We start from the raw sequence: 16,549 nt of genomic DNA on the forward strand, positions 1-16,549 counted from the left end.
ACAAAAATGAAAATGGCTGCTTTGCTGTCAGCCACATTATTTGCAGGGGCGTGTTCGACACTTGATTTGAAATATACGCGTAATTACTACAATAGCGAAAGTAAACGTGCCAAAGTACAGGCTATTGCTGAACAGCGCTCCCAGCAGATTAGTGATCATCAAACTTTTTACGGTAAAAAGTTGGAATGTTTACGTGATATACATGCCAACTTTTTCGACACTGTCCGCCAAACTGCGCTTCAGTCCGGCGTAACGACTGGTAACGGCTATTTCCGCATGGCGGTGGCGCCGTTCAGGGATAAGACAGGTAAGGTTTTTGATGCCAATTCCACGGCCATTTCGGATATGGTTATGGATGCGGTATCACATTTCCGCCATTTTGATTTGGTGGAAACGCCATTGTTTCCCGATACCTTGGTAGAATCGCGTAATAATTTTCTGCACCCGAATTACATACTGCCTGATGGTATTGTGCAAAATTTTTCCTCTACCATGACTTCGTTGCAGCATGTACCGACGGGGGTAAACTTTCCTTCCAATTATTATATTGCCGGCGCATTAACTCAGTATGACGAAGAGGGGGTGTTACCTAACAATCATAATATCGGTATCGATATTCACCAATACCAGTATTCGCGCGATGTTCAGGCGATTACGGTAACGGTAAATATGCGCCTGATCGATTCTTGGACTGGTACGGTAATGCGTGTGAACGGTACCAACGAGTTGGCTACGGTAAGTTTGACCAACACGTTTTATGCTATGAAAAACACGCAAAACTTCTTCCGTTTGATAGGCCCAAAAGATTACGGTATAGATTATACGGCTAAGGTAGCCGATCCGAAAATGGCGGCCGTGAAAGAGATGGTTGATAAGGGTGTGTACCAATTGCTGGATAAATTCCTCAAACCCTATAAAACAAGTGACCAAAGTTGTTAGGGAGTCGGCTTATGTTTAACAAAATAAAAACAACCTCGTTGTTAATCGGCGTGCTATCTGTTGCTGCACCGGTATCCGCAGAAATTTTCATCGTTAATACCCCCAATCCCAATATCGGTGGGGCGGCAGCTCAGGGCAGCCAACAGCAGCAGGCAGGGCAGCTTCAAATGCCACAGGTGTCGCTGTCTAATGTTGATCCGAACAGAATCAAGCTGTTACAGAGCTATAAGTATGCCGAGCGCGCGCCTGTGGTAAACGGACATCAGCGGAACTTGCAAATGATGTCCATGCAAATTGCCGGATGGATGCAGCACGGCGCGGCAGAGCAAAGTGTAGCGAAGGCGCGTGAGCTTTTGAAGCAGACGGATTCTGAAATACAGCAATCTATGGCCGCTTTGGAACCCGGGCTTGAGCTGCCCGAATTGCAGCAGCTTTATAATGCCGAGCAACAAAATGCCCGTACTGTTCGGGACTTGAGTAAAAAATTGGAAAAAGTGCGCATTACTGCACGAATGGGCAGTTCTGTGCCCGGCAACTCTGCGCAGCCGGCGGTTTCTGTTCAGCAGGATATAGCAACCGAACCTGCCTCTGCACCCCAATCACAATAGAATTTTGCTTTGCTAAAATGCCTGTCTGAACAGTTTTCAGACAGGCATTGTCTGTTTTCAGTGCTTGGGAGGTTAGGTATGTTAAAATACCCGCCTCAAAATTTTTCGAAGTAAAAGGATTTTTATATGGCAGGCCACAGTAAATGGGCGAATATCCAGCATAAAAAAGCGCGCCAGGATGCGAAGCGCGGCAAGATTTTCACGCGATTGATTAAAGAAATTACCGTTGCCGCGCGCTTGGGCGGCGGCGATCCTGCTTCCAACCCGCGCCTGCGTTTGGCGATGGACAAGGCTTGGGATGCGAATATGCCGAAAGATAATGTGCAGCGTGCGATTGACAAGGGCACGGGCAATGTGGAAGGCGCGGATTATGTGGAACTGCGCTATGAAGGCTACGGCATCGGCGGTGCGGCTTTGATGGTGGATTGTCTGACCGATAATAAAACACGCACGGTGGCCGATGTGCGCCATGCGTTCAATAAAAACGGCGGCAATTTGGGCACTGACGGCTGCGTGGCGTTTCAATTCGAGCATCAGGGCTATTTGGTGTTTACCGATGCGGATGAAGATGCGCTGATGGAAGCGGCTTTGGAAGCGGGCGCGGAAGATGTGATTGTGGATGACGAAGGCGTGATCGAAGTGATTACGGCGCCGGCAGACTGGGCGCAAGTGAAAGCCACGTTGGAAGAAGCCGGTTTTAAATCGGAAGACGGCGATGTGACCATGCGCGCGCAAAACGATACAGTGCTCATGGGCGAAGATGCCGAGAAAATGCAGAAGCTGATTGATGCGCTGGAAGATTTGGACGACGTGCAAAACGTGTACACCTCCGCCGTGTTGCAGTTTGATGCGTAAAGATAATATCGGATAGTGTGAACGGCTGCGCTGTGAAGGCTTACTTAACCGGCGCGGCTGTTTCTTTTTCAGACAGGCATAATATGTCGGAACTCATTGATTTAATGAAGCATGAGGCGCCGGGCGTGGTGGGCGAAACGCTGGATTTTTTGCTGTATGAATGCAGCGTGGAAGATGCGCCCGCAGCGCAAGAGGTGGCGCAATGGCGCGATATTTTGCATGCGCGCGGCGGTAAATTTGTGCGGCTGGCGGGTATCTGCCAAACTTGGTTGGACGAAGAATGCTGAAAAACATACCTTTCAATAAATATACGGTGTTTGCGCTGGTGTGGTTTGCCGTGTGCTGGTTCGGCATTTTGAAGGAAAGCTCGGGCTCGGCGCCGCCGTTTCCCCATTTTGATAAAGCCGCCCACTGCGGCATGTTTTTTGCGCTCATTTGGCTGATGGCACGCAGCTTTTTGGAAGCGCGCCGCCGCCCGCCTTACGCGACGCTGTTGGTGTTTGCGCTGGTGTTTGCGCTAAGCAGCGAGCTGGCGCAGTTTTGGTTTACCCAAACCCGTTCGGCGGAATGGGCGGACGGTTTGGCCGATATGTTGGGTACGGGTTTGGCTTTGTCGCTGGCGCGCAATGTGGCGGCGATAAAAGGTGTCGGTTAAGGTTTTATTTATCCAAGTGAACATTATGCCTGTCTGAAAATGATTTTTCAGACAGGCATTCTTTATGGCGGCTGCTCTTGCCAGATTGGATTTGGGTGTGGGGAACATACTGTTTTAAGTGGTTTGGTTATATGCTGAAGATGTTTTCAGACAGGCATATGCCTGTCTGAAAACATCCGTGCGTATGCAGCCGCCCGCCATATGGGGCGGGCAAATGGGTTATAATCTGAATTGATTAAGGAAGTTATCTGAAATAGATACAGGTGTTGGATGCCTGTTTGAATAAACAGTCGAGGATTATTATGGAATACCCTCAGCAAGATCAAGCAGTAAGCGGCCGCGGCCGTTTGCGTCAGAACAGTATTTATCTGCTGCCCAATTCTTTTACCATTGCGGCTTTGTTTTCTGCTTTTTTTGCGATTACGCAGGCGATGCACGAGCATTATGAAACGGCGGCGATTGCGGTGTTTGTGTCTATGCTGCTCGACGGTATGGACGGTCGTGTGGCGCGGTGGACCAACAGCCAAAGCGCGTTTGGGGAGCAGCTCGACAGTTTGGCCGATATGGTGAGCTTCGGTGTGGCGCCGGCGCTGATTGCTTATAAGTGGCAGCTGTTTAATTTCGGCAAAGTCGGTTATTCGGTGGCGTTTATTTATTGTGCATGTGCTGCGCTGCGTTTGGCTTTGTTCAACACGATGATCGGTAAAGTGGATAAGCGCTGGTTTATCGGCATCCCCAGCCCGACGGCTGCTGCGCTGGTTATCGGCTTGGTTTGGGTTAATCATAATTATGGCGAAATCGGCGGTGTGGAATGGTTTGCGCTGCTGCTCACTTTGTTTGCCGGCTTGTCGATGGTGGTGCAGATTCCGTTTTGGAGCTTTAAAGAGCTGAATGTGCGCCGCAAGGTGCCGTTTGTGGCGATTATTGCGGCAATGCTGGTGCTGCCTTTGGTGGCGCTCGGGCCTTCGCTGGTGATTTTTCTGTTTTTCTTGGGATACAGTTTGTCGGGCTATGTGATGTATTTCTGGCGCAGAATCAAGAAAAAAAGAAAGCTGGTTTGATCATCGGATGGTTTTGAGGTTTGTGGCAAGATAAGGTTTCAGACAGGCATATGCCTGTCTGAAAAGCAAGAGAGGATGGCTGTGGAAATTATTGTGATGCTGGCTTTGGTCGGCTCGTTTGCGGGGTTTGTCGCCGGTTTGCTGGGCATCGGCGGCGGTATGATTATCGTGCCGGTGGTGCTTTGGGCGATGCAGATGCAGGGGGCGGGCGACACGGCGTACACGCAGCATATCGCTATCGGCACGTCGTTTGCCGTGATGGTGTTCACCTCGTTTTCCAGCATGATGTCGCAGCATAAAAAAGGCGGCGTGAATTGGGCGATATTCAGAAGCATGGCGCCGGGCATGATTGCCGGTGTGGTGGCGGGTTCGCTGTTGGCCAAATACTTGCCGAAAGAAGGTTTGCAGATTTTCTTTGTGGTGTTTGCCACGGTTCTTGCCGTGCGTGCTTTGATGAATGTGAAACCCAAGCCGAGCCGCCAGCTGCCGGGCAGGGGCAGTTTGTTTGGTATGGGCGGTGTGTTCGGCGTGTTTTCCAGCTGGATCGGTATCGGCGGCGGATCGCTTTCCGTGCCGTATATGGTGTTTTGCAATGTACCGATGCATCAGGCGGTCGGCACTTCGGCTGCGCTCGGCTGGCCGATTGCGCTGACCGGTGCGCTTACTTATCTGGCTGCCGGTTGGAATGTGGCCGGCCTGCCTTCCGGCGCAGTCGGTTTTGTGTATTGGCCTGCCGCGGTGGTGTTGGCGGCGGCTACCTTGATTTTTGCGCCTATCGGTGTGAAAGCCTCCCACAAACTGCCTGCCGAAAAGTTGAAAATGGCGTTCGGCGTATTACTTTTGGTGATTGCTGCGCGTATGCTGTGGCAAGTGATTAACTAGACAACGGAGAAAAATCGTGACTGCAACCCAACTCATTCAAAGGCTTACGGAAATTGTAGGCCAGCCGCACATCATTACCGACCCCGCCAAAACCGAGCCTTACCGGCAAGGTTACCGCTTTGGCGAAGGCAAAGCGTTGGCGGTGGTGCGTCCGGGCACATTGTTGGAGCAATGGCAAGTGCTGAAAGCTTGTGTGGAGGCAGACGTGATTGTGCTCACCCAAGCGGCAAACACCGGCTTGACCGGCGGCTCTACGCCCGACGGCAACGATTACGACCGCGATATTGTGATTGTAAACACCATGCGCATGAACATAATCCGGCCCATTAACCAAAACGAACAGGTTGTCTGCCTGCCCGGCGCCACTTTGAACCAGCTCGAATTGCTGCTGAAGCCTTTGGGCAGGGAGCCGCATTCGGTGATTGGTTCTTCATGTATCGGCGCATCTGTGTTGGGCGGGGTGTGCAACAATTCGGGCGGCGCACTGGTGCAGCGCGGCCCCGCTTATACCGAAATGGCATTGTTTGCCCAGTTGAACGAAGCGGGCGAGTTGCAATTAATCAACCATTTAGGCATTGATTTGGGCGAAACGCCCGAAGAAATACTCACCAATCTGCAAGGCCATCATTACCAGCAAAAAGACATCATCCGCGATGCCGGAAAAGGGCACGACCATGCTTATTGCAACCATGTCCGCCAAGTGGACGAACCGACTGCCGCCCGCTTCAACGCCGATCCTGCGCGGCATTACGAAGCTTCGGGCTGCGCAGGTAAGCTGATGGTGTTTGCCGTGAGGCTGGATACGTTCCCGTTGGAAAAACATACGGCTGTTTTCTATATAGGCACCAACGACATCAACGAATTAACCGATATCCGCCGCACCATTTTGGGCGGATTCAAAAGCCTGCCGGTGTCAGGCGAATACATTCACCGGGATGCTTTCGACATCGCAGCCGTGTACGGCAAAGACACGTTTTGGGTAATTAAAAAATTCGGCACCCATAATCTGCCCAAACTTTTTGATTACAAAGCAAAAGTTGACCGGTTCGGCAAAAAGCTGAGTTTTCTGCCCAAGCATTTTTCCGATAAGGCTTTGCAAGAAATCAGCAAATTTTTGCCGGAGCATCTGCCGCAATCTTTGCGCGACTACCGAAACCGCTTCGAACACCATTTGATTTTGAAAATGGGCGGCGAAGGCGTGGAAGAAGCACGCGTGTTTTTGAAAAACTATTTTGCCGAAAAATCGGGCGATTATTTCGAATGCAGCCCGGAAGAAACCCAAGCCGCCATGCTGCACCGATTTGCCGTTGCATCCGCTGCGGTGCGCTACCGTGCCGTGCATGATAAAGAAGTGGAAGATATTGTGGCGCTGGATATTGCTCTGCGGCGCGACGACCGCGATTGGTTCGAACGCCTGCCTGAAGAAATCAACAGTAAAATCAGCCACAAGCTTTATTACGGCCATTTTATGTGTCATGTGTTCCATCAAGACTATATCGTGAAAAAAGGCCACGATTGCATGGAGCTTGAGCATGAAATGCTGCACCTTTTGGATGAGCGTGGCGCGCAATATCCGGCCGAGCATAACGTCGGCCACCTTTATGAAGCCAAGCCGGCCTTAAAACAGTTTTACCGCAAACTTGACCCGACCAACAGTTTTAATCCGGGAATAGGCAAAACATCGAAAAAGAAACATTGGGCTTGATGCGCGTAGAAAAACGCAATGCCTGTCTGAAAAGTATTAAACAACCTAAGCTTTTCAGACAGGCATTCTTTTGGATAAAAAAAGCGTACTCATTTTGAGTACGCTTAAAATTGGGAGAGAGTGTACAAAAATTAAGAAATAAACCAACTGCTGTTGCAGTTTGTTTCATAAGCTCTCTGTTTAAGAGGTCTTATGAAACGCATCGAGAGGAATTGATGCGCAGGCAAATAAATTGCTTACTTTTTCAGGCCAAGCTGGATTTCGCCGCCTTTGCTGAATTTGATTTCTTTAACAACGCTGAATTCTTGCGCTTCGCCGTTTACGAAAGCAGGGCGGAGGGTTTGGCTGCCCATCCATGCGATTGCTTGGTTGTCGATGCTTGAGTTGCCGCTGGTGCGGGTAACGCGGACATCTTTTACGGAACCGTCTGTATTGATGGTGAGGCGCACAGCCAATTTGCCGTCAACTTTTGCTTGGGCAGCGTTCACTTCTTGGGCTTTTTGGAAGAATTGCAGGCTTTGTGCAGAAGCTGCTTGGGCAGTCAACAGAGCAGCAGAAATAGCAATAGAAGAAACGATGGTGCGGATAGACATGATAAAACTCCTAGCGTAATGTGTTAAATATATTTGTTGGCATAAAATGCCAAAATAAAGTTTAAAAAATTTTTGACCACTTGTTTGTTTGAGGTCTGTTTTGTTTTTCGATGAGTGAATTTTGCCAAATATAATTCTTTTTTTCAACAGAATTAAAATGTCAAAACAAATTTCCCTATTGAATAAATAAGCGGATAAAAGGTTATTTTAATCTTGAAGGGATATCAAAGTTGTCTTGATTGTGCCATGATGATTAAATATTAAGCTGATTTATTATTTTTTATCTATACAAATCAAATAGATATTTTATTAATTTGTTCTTATTTATTTGGTCTTTCATGTGAAAAATTATGATTTTTTCATAATTAAAATACCAAATATCTTTTTTATGTGCCGACTGTTTGAAAAAATTTTGTTGCGTTTATACAAATCTTAAGAAAGTAAGTCTGTTGTTTTACGTTAATATTGATTATTTTTTAAGCATTTCTTCTTATGAAAGCCGCAGGGTTGATCGGATTGTTTATCTTTCTTATGGTTACTGACTTTAAAATATTCATATAGAGTTAGTTTGGAATATAATTTCATTTTTGATTTGTTTGGGCAAAGTTGATAAAAGAAAGACAATGGTTTCTGTAATAAAACTAGATTTTGTTTGAGGATGTGTAATTAAATATTTTCAGACAGGCTATTTATTCTTAAGCTAATCAATGCTATTTTCTTTACGGTATGCATGTTTTCTTCGTGCACTTTACTTTAAATGAGAAAAACAATTCAGGAGAACAAAATGACCTATCAATACACTCAAGCAGCTGACTTGAAAGTTGACAATCATCTCTACCGTTTCATTGTTGAAGAAATCCTTCCCAAGCAAACCAAACACACGCCGGAAACGTTTTGGCAAGCGCTTTCCGGTTTGGTGCACAAATATGCGCCGAGAAACCGCGAGTTGTTGGCCAAGCGGGATGAAATACAGTTGAAGCTGGACGAATGGCACAAAGCCAACCCTGGCCCGGCTCGCGATGAGGCGGCCTATCAGGCGTTTTTGCGTGAAATCGGTTATCTGGTTGATGCGTCGGCTTCTTTTAAAATTGCCACTCAAAATGTTGACCGTGAAATTGCCGAGCAGGCCGGCCCGCAATTGGTGGTGCCGATTAATAATGCGCGCTATGCATTGAATGCTGCCAATGCACGCTGGGGCAGCCTGTATGATGCGCTTTACGGTACCAATGCGATTGATCAAACCGGCGATTTGGCGCCGGGCAAAGGCTACAATCCGAAGCGCGGTGATGCGGTTATTGCATTTGCGCGCAAGGTATTGGATGAAAGCCTGCCTTTGGCCAAAGGCAGCCATAAAGATGTGCTGGCTTACAGCGTAGACGGCGGACAACTGAAAGCGAAATTGAAAGACGGCAGCGAAAGCGGCTTGAAGCAGCCTGAATGGTTTAAAGGTTATAACGGCAATCCGCAAGCGCCTTCTTCTTTACTGTTTCTGCACAACGGCCTGCATATCGATATTCTGATTGATAAAGACAGCCCTATCGGCAGCCAAGATCCCGCCGGTATTAAAGATATTGTGATGGAAGCGGCTTTATCCACCATTATGGACTGCGAAGACTCGGTGGCAGCGGTTGACGGCGAAGATAAAACTTTGGTTTACCGCAACTGGCTGGGTTTGATGAACGGTACTTTGGTGGAAGAAGTTGAGAAAAACGGTAAAACCTTTACCCGCAAGCTCAACCCCGACCGCGAATATACTGCGCCCGACGGTTCTTCTTTTAAGCTGCCCGGCCGTTCTATGCTGTTTATCCGCAATGTGGGCCATTTGATGACGACACCTGCGGTGTTGGATAAAGACGGCAACGAGATTCCCGAAGGCATCCTTGACGGTGTGATGACGGCAATGATTGCGCCTTTCGATTTGAACCGCAGCGAAAACACCAACAGCCGCTCTGGCTCGGTGTATATCGTTAAACCGAAAATGCACGGGTCGGAAGAAGTGGCGTTTGCCAACGAATTGTTCGGCGCATTTGAAGATTTGGCCGGTTTGCCGCGCAATACTCTGAAAATGGGTGTGATGGACGAAGAGCGCCGCACTTCTGCCAATCTGGCAGCCTGTATCGAAGCGGCAAAAGAGCGCTTGGTGTTCATTAACACAGGCTTCCTCGACCGCACCGGTGATGAAATGCATACTTCCATGCATGCCGGCGCGATGGTTCGCAAAGGCGATATGAAGTCTACCGATTGGATTAAGGCTTACGAGCATAACAATGTTCAGCAAGGTTTGGCCTGCGGCCTGCCGGGCAAAGCGCAAATCGGTAAAGGCATGTGGGCGATGCCCGATTTGATGGCGGAAATGCTGGAACAGAAAATCGGCCATCCGAAATCTGGCGCAACGACTGCTTGGGTTCCGTCGCCGACAGCGGCCACGCTGCACGCGTTACACTATCATCAAGTGAACGTGTTTGATGTGCAGCGGGCTTTCCAAGCGCAAGACGATAAAAAAGTCCTGTCTGAAATCCTCACGATTCCGGTGGCTGAAAATACCGGCTGGTCGGCTGAAGAGAAACAGCAAGAGCTGGATAACAACTGCCAAGGTATCTTGGGCTATGTGGTTCGTTGGGTAGAGCAGGGCGTAGGTTGCTCGAAAGTACCCGATATCCATAACGTAGGCCTGATGGAAGACCGTGCGACTTTGCGCATTTCCAGCCAGCATATTGCCAACTGGTTGCTGCACGGCGTGGTAAGCAAAGAGCAAGTGCGCGAAACTTTGGAGCGCATGGCTGCCGTAGTGGATAAGCAAAACGAAGGCGATGCGGCATACACGCCGATGGTCGGCCGTTTCGACAGCTCGCCCGCTTTCTTGGCGGCCTGCGATCTGGTGTTTAAAGGCACGGAGCAGCCCAACGGTTATACCGAGCCGCTGCTGCACCACTGGCGCCGCGTGGCCAAAGGCAACTAGCCTTTAAGCCGCGAGCATGAGCCATGCCTGTCTGAAAAAGTTTTAACCCGGTTAAACCTGCTTTCAGACAGGCATTTCAGTTATAATCTACCGTAAACGGGGCATGTGCCCCGTATTTCCATTATAGATTGAGAAGATATGGCCACTTATTCCCTATTCATTACCTGCCCGCGGGGCTTGGAACCTGTATTGCAAACCGAGCTGGAAACACAAGGCTGCTCCGACATTCGGGCAACGGACGGGGGCGTGGCATGCAAAGGCGGCTTGGAACAAGTTTACCGCGTGAACCTGCACTCGCGCACCGCCAGCCGTGTGCTGCTGAGGCTGACCAAAGGCAGCTTCCGCAGCGAGCAGGATATTTACACTTTGGCGCGCAACATCCAATGGGATAACTGGTTTGATGTGCACAATACGTTTAAAGTCAAAGTGGAAGGCAAACGCGCACGGGTAAAAAGCCTGGATTTTACGGGGCTGAAAATCAAAGATGCTTTGTGCGACAGCTTCCGCGGGCAAACAGGCAGCAGACCCAGCGTGGATAAACACCGCCCGGATGTGCGCGTTCACGCATTCATTGATGAAAACAATATTCAGATTTTTATCGATACCAGCGGCGAAGCGCTGTTTAAACGCGGATACAGGCAAGATGCAGGCGATGCGCCGCTGCGGGAAAATCTGGCGGCCGGATTGCTGATGCTGGCGGGGTACGACGGTACGCAGCCTTTCCAAGACCCGTTTTGCGGCAGCGGAACGATTGCCGTGGAGGCTGCTTGGATTGCGATACACCGTGCGCCCGGTTTGATGCGCCGCTTTGGTTTTGAGCAATTTAAAAATTTCGACCGTGCTTTGTGGGTTCAAACCAAACAGGCGGCGCACGATGCAGAAATAGCGCACGCACCGGCACCTATCGGCGGCAGCGATAATGACCGCCACATGATACGCACGGCTCAAGCCAATGCGCGCGCGGCAGAAGTGGATGCTTTCATACAGTTTTCAGTGAGCGATGCGCAGGATGTGCGCCCCAACGGCGCTGCCGGCATGATGCTTTCCAACCCGCCTTACGGCGTGCGCCTGGCCGAAGTGGAAGCCTTGCATGCGCTTTATCCGCAGCTCGGCGCATGGTTGAAGCTGCATTATGCCGGCTGGCTTGTCGGCATGTTTACCGGCGACCGAGATATGCCCAAGCTGATGCGTTTGCAGCCCAAGCGTAAAATTCCGCTTTATAACGGCAACCTCGACTGCCGCCTGTTTCTTCTCGATATGGTTAAAGGCAGCAACCGCTGATGCCTGTCTGAAACGGATAATTTATGAATCAGAATCATCAGGAAATGATGCGCTTATCCAAGCGCATGGCAGAGCTGGGCTTGTGTTCGCGCCGCGAAGCGGACGGCTATATCGAGCAGGGTTGGGTGAAAGTGAACGGCCAAACCGCGGTGCTTGGGCAGAAAGTGAGTTTGTCCGACCGTATCGACCTGGATAAAAAAGCGCATGAAAGCCAGGCGGGCCGCGTAACGATTTTGTTGAACAAGCCGGTAGGTTATGTGAGCGCCCAAGCTGAAAAAGGCTATGCGTCTGCCGCTTCGTTGATTACGGAAGAAAACCGCTGGGAAGGCGATTCGAGCCGGATTGTGTTTAAAAAGAACCATTGCCGCAATTTGGCGCCGGCCGGCCGGTTGGATATTGATTCGGTGGGGCTGCTGGTGTTGACGCAAGACGGGCGGATTGCCAAACAGCTGATTGGCGGGCAGAGCGGCATAGAAAAAGAATATCTGGTGCGGGTTAAAGGCACGCTTTCCGACGAAGGGTTGCGCTTGCTCAACCACGGCTTGAGCCTTGACGGCGAAAAATTGCGCCCCGCACAGGTTTCCTGGCAAAACCAAGACCAACTGCGTTTTATTTTGAAACAAGGTAAAAAGCGCCAAATCCGCCGCATGTGCGAATTGGTCGGCCTGCGGGTTGTGGGTTTGAAACGCATCCGCATGGGTAAAGTCAAACTGGGTGCGCTGCCGCCGGGTAAGTGGCGCTATTTGGGTAAAAAAGAAAAATTTTGATGGTAATAGCCAAGCCATTGATGCGCTAACGGTTGGTTATGCTTGGTTTTGCCCGAGCACCTTGAGTTTCAAGAGATTTTGGGAATATTCGGGTTAAGCCGGAATATGCGGGCGTGCTGTTTTTAAATGTATTTGCGCTATCGCGTCAAATGCCTGTCTGAAAGCCAAGCTTTTTGCTTTCAGACAGGCATTTGTTCTATTAGAATCAGACGGTTAGTAACAATCGCGCCTAATCATGAGCAAATCAACTTAATTTGCTACGGCCTTGTACCTAACATATTGATTAAACCGGTTCTTTATAAAGCGCGGTCAAAATACAAGGGCACTTTTGCTGCTTTCGACATGTTGTTTACATAAGCCAGCAATTTTTCCGGTAACGCCAAACCGCGAACCATAGTCAGATTGCGCAAAACAGGGAAGATAATTATGTCTTCCATACTTAATTCTCCTGCCAACGCCTCGGTTGATACGACCAGCTTTTCCAGCTCCGCCAAATCTGTATGCAATTCAGCCAAATATTGCGGCGTATTGTTTAAATGCTCTTCAAATTTTCCGATAGTTGCTTCTTTTTTCTTCACAAAATAATCAATTGCCGATTGAGTGGGATAGTCGGGCAGTCCCAATTTGATATTACGCGGCCAAACCAGCTTGTTTTGATAAGCGTTTACCTTATCAAACCATGCTTGGATTTCAGGACGGATGGTTTGCGTTAACGTTTGGCCGGCATATTCGCTGACCCAGCGCACAATATCCAAACTCTCTCCCATAAACGAACCGTCGGGTTTTTGCAGAATGGGCACCTGTTTTGCACCGATCATGCCGATAGGCGTGTCTTCGTCGTCATTGGCTAAAATAATCTGTTCCGCATCAACATCAAACAGCCCGAAAGCCATGCGCGCGCGTACGCAAAAAGGGCAATGGTCATAAATATACAATTTCATCATGCGTCTCCTAAAAAATAATGGATTTTACAAAAATAATATAACTTAATTAAAAATTAATTTTGAAATATTTTAATTTGTAATTAAATGTATTGAAAATAAACTCAAAATAAATAAAATAAACATTTTTTTACAAACAGGATTTGCTGTTGCTTGTCTATATTGTTACCGTTTGTTTTTTCAACAGATTTTAAAGGGTTTAAATAAACGGCATTTTTATTGGATAAGCGGAAATATGCCAATCGGTTGCCATTGGGCGGAATTTGCTTAAATTTTAAGCAATTAAAATTTTACAACTTTCGTGTGCCGCCCTATACTTACAACATAGTATCAGAGCTACAAGCTTAATGCGTATAGATTTTTTCAGAGTAAAGCTTGCTCACGCCGGTTTAAAGCAGGAATGAAGCAATGCGGTTGATTCGATAAAAGGTTGTTTCAGGCTTGCAGCATCATTAAATGTGTTTTTTATAATATTTGAGTGGAGAATCCTATGAATTATGATAAAGCCGTATCAGAAATGTTGAACGTTGATGGTTCTATTGCTGCTGCTGTGGTTGATTATGCCAGCGGAATGCTTTTGGCAGGTGGCGGTTCGCCTTCCGTAGATTTGGAAATTGCGGCTGCCGGTAATACCGAGGTGGTTTCTTCTAAAATGAAAACCATGAAAATGTTGGGCATGGATGATGTTATCGAAGATATTCTGATCACTTTGGGCAAGCAATACCATTTGCTCCGCCCGTTGAAAAACCACGACGGTTTGTTCCTTTATTCCGTATTGGATAAATCCAAGTCCAATCTGGCGCTGGCCCGCCGCTCTTTGGTTGAAGTAGAGCGCAACTTAGGCTAACCAACCGGTATTTCCAATGACAAATCCGACCCTGTGCATCATGGTCGGATTTTTCCGTTTGTTGAAAGATGGTTTGTATGTAGTGCTGCCGGCTTGCCTGCGGCTGGATTTAGCGAATGCTTAACGCTACAATAATCTTCCTCAGAAACACTATCGGGAAAAAACCATGACAAGCATATCCAACGTAAGCAGTCTCGCTATGGATTTGGATAAATATCGCGAATGGTTTGATATTTATCTCAAAGGCCTGTCTGAAAACCATCAAAAGCTGTTGAAATCGGCGTTGGTTTTGGCCGAAGAATGCTATCCCGAAAATGCTGTAACGCATACCGGAGAATTACTGATCAGCAATTTATTGGGTGCGGCTCAAATGGTTTCTGAGATGGACTTGCTGCCGGATGCCGTGGCAGCCACCATCCTCACGGATATTTCCTCTTTTTGCGAAAACTGGCAGGAGAAAGTTACCGAAACGTGCGGTAAGCAAATATGTGATTTGGTGAAAGGTATCGATGAAATCCAAAAGCTGACGCATTTTGCCAAAGTCGATAACTTGGCTACACCTGAGGAGCGGGCGGAGCAGGCCGAAACAATGCGGAAAATGCTGTTGGCTATGGTGTCGGATATCCGGGTGGTGTTGATTAAGCTGGCGCTGCGCACCCGCACAATGCAATATTTATGCCGTTTGCCTGATAGTGAAAAAAAACGGGCGATAGCCAAAGAAACCTTGGATATTTTTGCCCCGCTGGCCAACCGTTTGGGCGTATGGCAGCTCAAATGGCAGCTGGAAGATTTGGGTTTCAGACATCAAAATCCTGAAAAATATAAAGAAATTGCCAATCTGTTGGATGAAAAGCGTACCGAGCGCTTGGAATATATTGAAAATTTTCTCAATATTTTGCGCGCCGAGCTGGACAAATACAATATCCATTACGATGTGGCCGGCCGCCCCAAGCATATCTATTCCATTTATAAAAAAATGGTTAAAAAGAAGATCGGTTTTGACGGTTTGTATGATATCCGGGCCGTGCGGATTTTGGTCGATACCGTGCCGGAGTGTTACACCACGCTCGGCATTGTGCACAGTTTGTGGCAGCCGATACCGGGTGAGTTCGACGACTACATTGCTTATCCGAAAGGCAACGGCTATAAAAGCCTGCATACCGTGATTGTGGGGCCGGAAGACAAAGGCGTGGAAGTGCAGATACGCACCTTTGAAATGCACCAGTTCAACGAATTCGGTGTGGCGGCGCACTGGCGTTATAAAGAGGGAGGGAAGGGCGATAACGCTTACGAGCAGAAAATCGCATGGTTGCGTCAGCTTTTGGATTGGCGTGAAAATATGGCCGAAAGCGATCAGGAAGATCTTGCCTCCGCTTTCCAGACCGAATTGTTCAACGACACGATTTATGTGCTGACGCCCCACGGAAAAGTGTTTTCGTTGCCGACAGGCGCAACGCCGATAGATTTTGCTTACGCATTGCACTCTGATTTGGGTAACCGCTGCCGGGGAGCGAAGGTAGACGGGCAGATTGTGCCGCTTTCCACACCGCTGGAAAACGGCCAGCGCGTGGAAATCATTGCCGCGAAAGAAGGCGCGCCGTCGGTAAACTGGCTTTATGAAGGCTGGGTAAAAAGCCCGCGGGCCATCAGCAAGATCCGTGCCTATATCCGCCAGCAGAATGCAGAGGCCGTGCGCGAGAACGGCAAAGCGCAGTTTGAAAAAGTATTGGCCAAAACTTCGCCCAAGCCTAATCAGCAAGAGTTGAGCGAGAAGCTCGGGTTCAAAAAAATCGACGATCTGTATACCGCCATCGGTCAGGGCGAAATCACGCCGCGCGCGATACAGAAAGCCTGCGGCATGTTGAACGAACCGCCGCCTGTGCAAGTGAGCGAAACCAGCATTGTCAAGCGTTCGAAAATTAAGTCGGACAATAAAAACGGTATTCTCATTGACGGTGAAGACGGCTTGTTTACCACCTTGGCCAAATGCTGCAAACCGGCACCGCCCGATGACATTATCGGCTTTGTTACGCGCGAACGCGGTATTTCGGTTCACCGCCCGAATTGCCCGTCTTTCCAGCATTTGGCCAAGCAATCTCCCGATAAAGTGCTGCCGGCTTCCTGGGCGCAGATACAAGACGGACAAGTGTTTGCGGTGGATATCGAGGTGCGTGCGCAAGACAGAAGCGGTTTATTGCGCGATGTGTCCGAAACGTTGATGCGTCATAAAATCAATGTTACCGCCGTTCAAACCCAATCCCGTGATTTGGAAGCCAGCATGCGGTTTACGCTGGAAGTGAAGCAGGTTAACGAATTGCCGCGTGTGTTGGCCAGCTTGAGTGAAGTTAAAGGTGTGCTGAGCGTAACGCGTTTGTGAGAAAATAAGTCGGTACGAGCTGTAACCGCTTAATGGAATATGCCTGTCTGAAAGCTTGTGATAAGCCAAGCTTTCAGAC

Annotated in this window: 15 protein-coding genes; 13 read left to right on the top strand and 2 right to left on the bottom strand. The window is 48.7% G+C overall.

Features of this window, described 5'->3' with window-relative positions:
* Positions 1-12: 12 nt before the first annotated feature.
* The 8 genes from EL143_RS05980 to dld all read left to right on the top strand — a co-directional run bounded on the left by EL143_RS05980 (position 13) and on the right by dld (position 6,705).
* Positions 13-939 carry a CsgG/HfaB family protein gene (locus EL143_RS05980; RefSeq protein ID WP_232001360.1) on the top strand — a complete coding sequence of 309 codons (927 nt, stop codon included), beginning with the start codon at positions 13-15 and terminating at the stop codon, positions 937-939.
* An 11-nt stretch (positions 940-950) separates the two neighbouring features.
* Positions 951-1,547 (top strand): hypothetical protein, encoded by a 597-nt coding sequence (locus EL143_RS05985; RefSeq protein ID WP_085417452.1) that lies wholly within the window; start codon positions 951-953, stop codon positions 1,545-1,547.
* Between the two features lie 126 nt (positions 1,548-1,673).
* Positions 1,674-2,402, top strand: coding sequence for a YebC/PmpR family DNA-binding transcriptional regulator (locus EL143_RS05990; protein WP_085417451.1), 729 nt, complete (start codon positions 1,674-1,676; stop codon positions 2,400-2,402).
* Positions 2,403-2,485: 83 nt separating this feature from the next.
* Complete coding sequence (locus tag EL143_RS05995; RefSeq protein WP_085417450.1) at positions 2,486-2,689, top strand: dioxygenase; 204 nt, start codon at positions 2,486-2,488, stop codon at positions 2,687-2,689.
* On the top strand, positions 2,683-3,057 hold the full coding sequence (locus EL143_RS06000; RefSeq protein ID WP_085417449.1) for a VanZ family protein: 375 nt from the start codon (positions 2,683-2,685) through the stop codon (positions 3,055-3,057). Before EL143_RS05995 ends, EL143_RS06000 begins: the two co-directional genes overlap by 7 nt.
* 302 nt (positions 3,058-3,359) lie before the next feature.
* Complete coding sequence (gene pssA, locus EL143_RS06005) at positions 3,360-4,118, top strand: CDP-diacylglycerol--serine O-phosphatidyltransferase (protein WP_009117321.1); 759 nt, start codon at positions 3,360-3,362, stop codon at positions 4,116-4,118.
* A gap of 75 nt (positions 4,119-4,193) precedes the next feature.
* Positions 4,194-5,000, top strand: coding sequence for a sulfite exporter TauE/SafE family protein (locus EL143_RS06010; protein WP_085417448.1), 807 nt, complete (start codon positions 4,194-4,196; stop codon positions 4,998-5,000).
* A gap of 16 nt (positions 5,001-5,016) precedes the next feature.
* Positions 5,017-6,705, top strand: coding sequence for a D-lactate dehydrogenase (gene dld, locus EL143_RS06015; protein WP_085417447.1), 1,689 nt, complete (start codon positions 5,017-5,019; stop codon positions 6,703-6,705).
* Between the two features lie 236 nt (positions 6,706-6,941).
* Here the strand turns inward: dld and EL143_RS06020 are convergent, their stop codons facing one another.
* Positions 6,942-7,298: an energy transducer TonB gene (locus tag EL143_RS06020; protein ID WP_085417446.1), complete on the bottom strand. Its 357-nt coding sequence runs from the start codon at positions 7,296-7,298 to the stop codon at positions 6,942-6,944.
* A 784-nt stretch (positions 7,299-8,082) separates the two neighbouring features.
* Between EL143_RS06020 and EL143_RS06025 the strand changes: the two genes are divergently transcribed.
* The 3 genes from EL143_RS06025 (at position 8,083) to EL143_RS06035 (ending at position 12,305) form a co-directional block, all read left to right on the top strand.
* Positions 8,083-10,257 carry a malate synthase G gene (locus EL143_RS06025; RefSeq protein ID WP_126326653.1) on the top strand — a complete coding sequence of 725 codons (2,175 nt, stop codon included), beginning with the start codon at positions 8,083-8,085 and terminating at the stop codon, positions 10,255-10,257.
* Positions 10,258-10,395: 138 nt separating this feature from the next.
* Positions 10,396-11,538, top strand: coding sequence for a THUMP domain-containing class I SAM-dependent RNA methyltransferase (locus EL143_RS06030; protein WP_085417444.1), 1,143 nt, complete (start codon positions 10,396-10,398; stop codon positions 11,536-11,538).
* Positions 11,539-11,561: 23 nt separating this feature from the next.
* A complete protein-coding gene (locus tag EL143_RS06035; RefSeq protein WP_085417443.1) occupies positions 11,562-12,305 on the top strand; it encodes a pseudouridine synthase in 744 nt (247 codons plus the stop codon).
* A gap of 296 nt (positions 12,306-12,601) precedes the next feature.
* On the opposite strand, the gene grxB is transcribed toward EL143_RS06035, so the two are convergent.
* Positions 12,602-13,246 (bottom strand): glutaredoxin 2, encoded by a 645-nt coding sequence (grxB, locus tag EL143_RS06040; RefSeq protein ID WP_085417442.1) that lies wholly within the window; start codon positions 13,244-13,246, stop codon positions 12,602-12,604.
* A 490-nt stretch (positions 13,247-13,736) separates the two neighbouring features.
* On the opposite strand from grxB, the gene EL143_RS06045 reads away from it, so the two are divergent.
* Both EL143_RS06045 and EL143_RS06050 read left to right on the top strand, forming a co-directional pair.
* A complete protein-coding gene (locus EL143_RS06045) occupies positions 13,737-14,093 on the top strand; it encodes a hypothetical protein (RefSeq protein ID WP_085416596.1) in 357 nt (118 codons plus the stop codon).
* A gap of 166 nt (positions 14,094-14,259) precedes the next feature.
* Positions 14,260-16,470, top strand: coding sequence for a RelA/SpoT family protein (locus EL143_RS06050; protein WP_085416597.1), 2,211 nt, complete (start codon positions 14,260-14,262; stop codon positions 16,468-16,470).
* The last annotated feature ends 79 nt before the right edge of the window (positions 16,471-16,549 follow it).

Origin of the sequence: Neisseria canis (assembly GCF_900636765.1) — a bacterium.
In the GTDB taxonomy this organism is placed as follows: Bacteria; Pseudomonadota; Gammaproteobacteria; order Burkholderiales; family Neisseriaceae; genus Neisseria; species Neisseria canis.

Coding starts and splice junctions, on each gene's coding strand:
- EL143_RS05980 (WP_232001360.1), top strand. CDS start 13: ATGGCTGCTTTGCTGTCAGCCACATTATTTGCAGGGGCGTGTTCGACA.
- EL143_RS05985 (WP_085417452.1), top strand. CDS start 951: ATGTTTAACAAAATAAAAACAACCTCGTTGTTAATCGGCGTGCTATCT.
- EL143_RS05990 (WP_085417451.1), top strand. CDS start 1,674: ATGGCAGGCCACAGTAAATGGGCGAATATCCAGCATAAAAAAGCGCGC.
- EL143_RS05995 (WP_085417450.1), top strand. CDS start 2,486: ATGTCGGAACTCATTGATTTAATGAAGCATGAGGCGCCGGGCGTGGTG.
- EL143_RS06000 (WP_085417449.1), top strand. CDS start 2,683: ATGCTGAAAAACATACCTTTCAATAAATATACGGTGTTTGCGCTGGTG.
- pssA (WP_009117321.1), top strand. CDS start 3,360: ATGGAATACCCTCAGCAAGATCAAGCAGTAAGCGGCCGCGGCCGTTTG.
- EL143_RS06010 (WP_085417448.1), top strand. CDS start 4,194: ATGGCTGTGGAAATTATTGTGATGCTGGCTTTGGTCGGCTCGTTTGCG.
- EL143_RS06020 (WP_085417446.1), bottom strand. CDS start 7,298: ATGTCTATCCGCACCATCGTTTCTTCTATTGCTATTTCTGCTGCTCTG.
- EL143_RS06025 (WP_126326653.1), top strand. CDS start 8,083: ATGACCTATCAATACACTCAAGCAGCTGACTTGAAAGTTGACAATCAT.
- EL143_RS06030 (WP_085417444.1), top strand. CDS start 10,396: ATGGCCACTTATTCCCTATTCATTACCTGCCCGCGGGGCTTGGAACCT.
- EL143_RS06035 (WP_085417443.1), top strand. CDS start 11,562: ATGAATCAGAATCATCAGGAAATGATGCGCTTATCCAAGCGCATGGCA.
- grxB (WP_085417442.1), bottom strand. CDS start 13,246: ATGAAATTGTATATTTATGACCATTGCCCTTTTTGCGTACGCGCGCGC.
- EL143_RS06045 (WP_085416596.1), top strand. CDS start 13,737: ATGAATTATGATAAAGCCGTATCAGAAATGTTGAACGTTGATGGTTCT.
- EL143_RS06050 (WP_085416597.1), top strand. CDS start 14,260: ATGACAAGCATATCCAACGTAAGCAGTCTCGCTATGGATTTGGATAAA.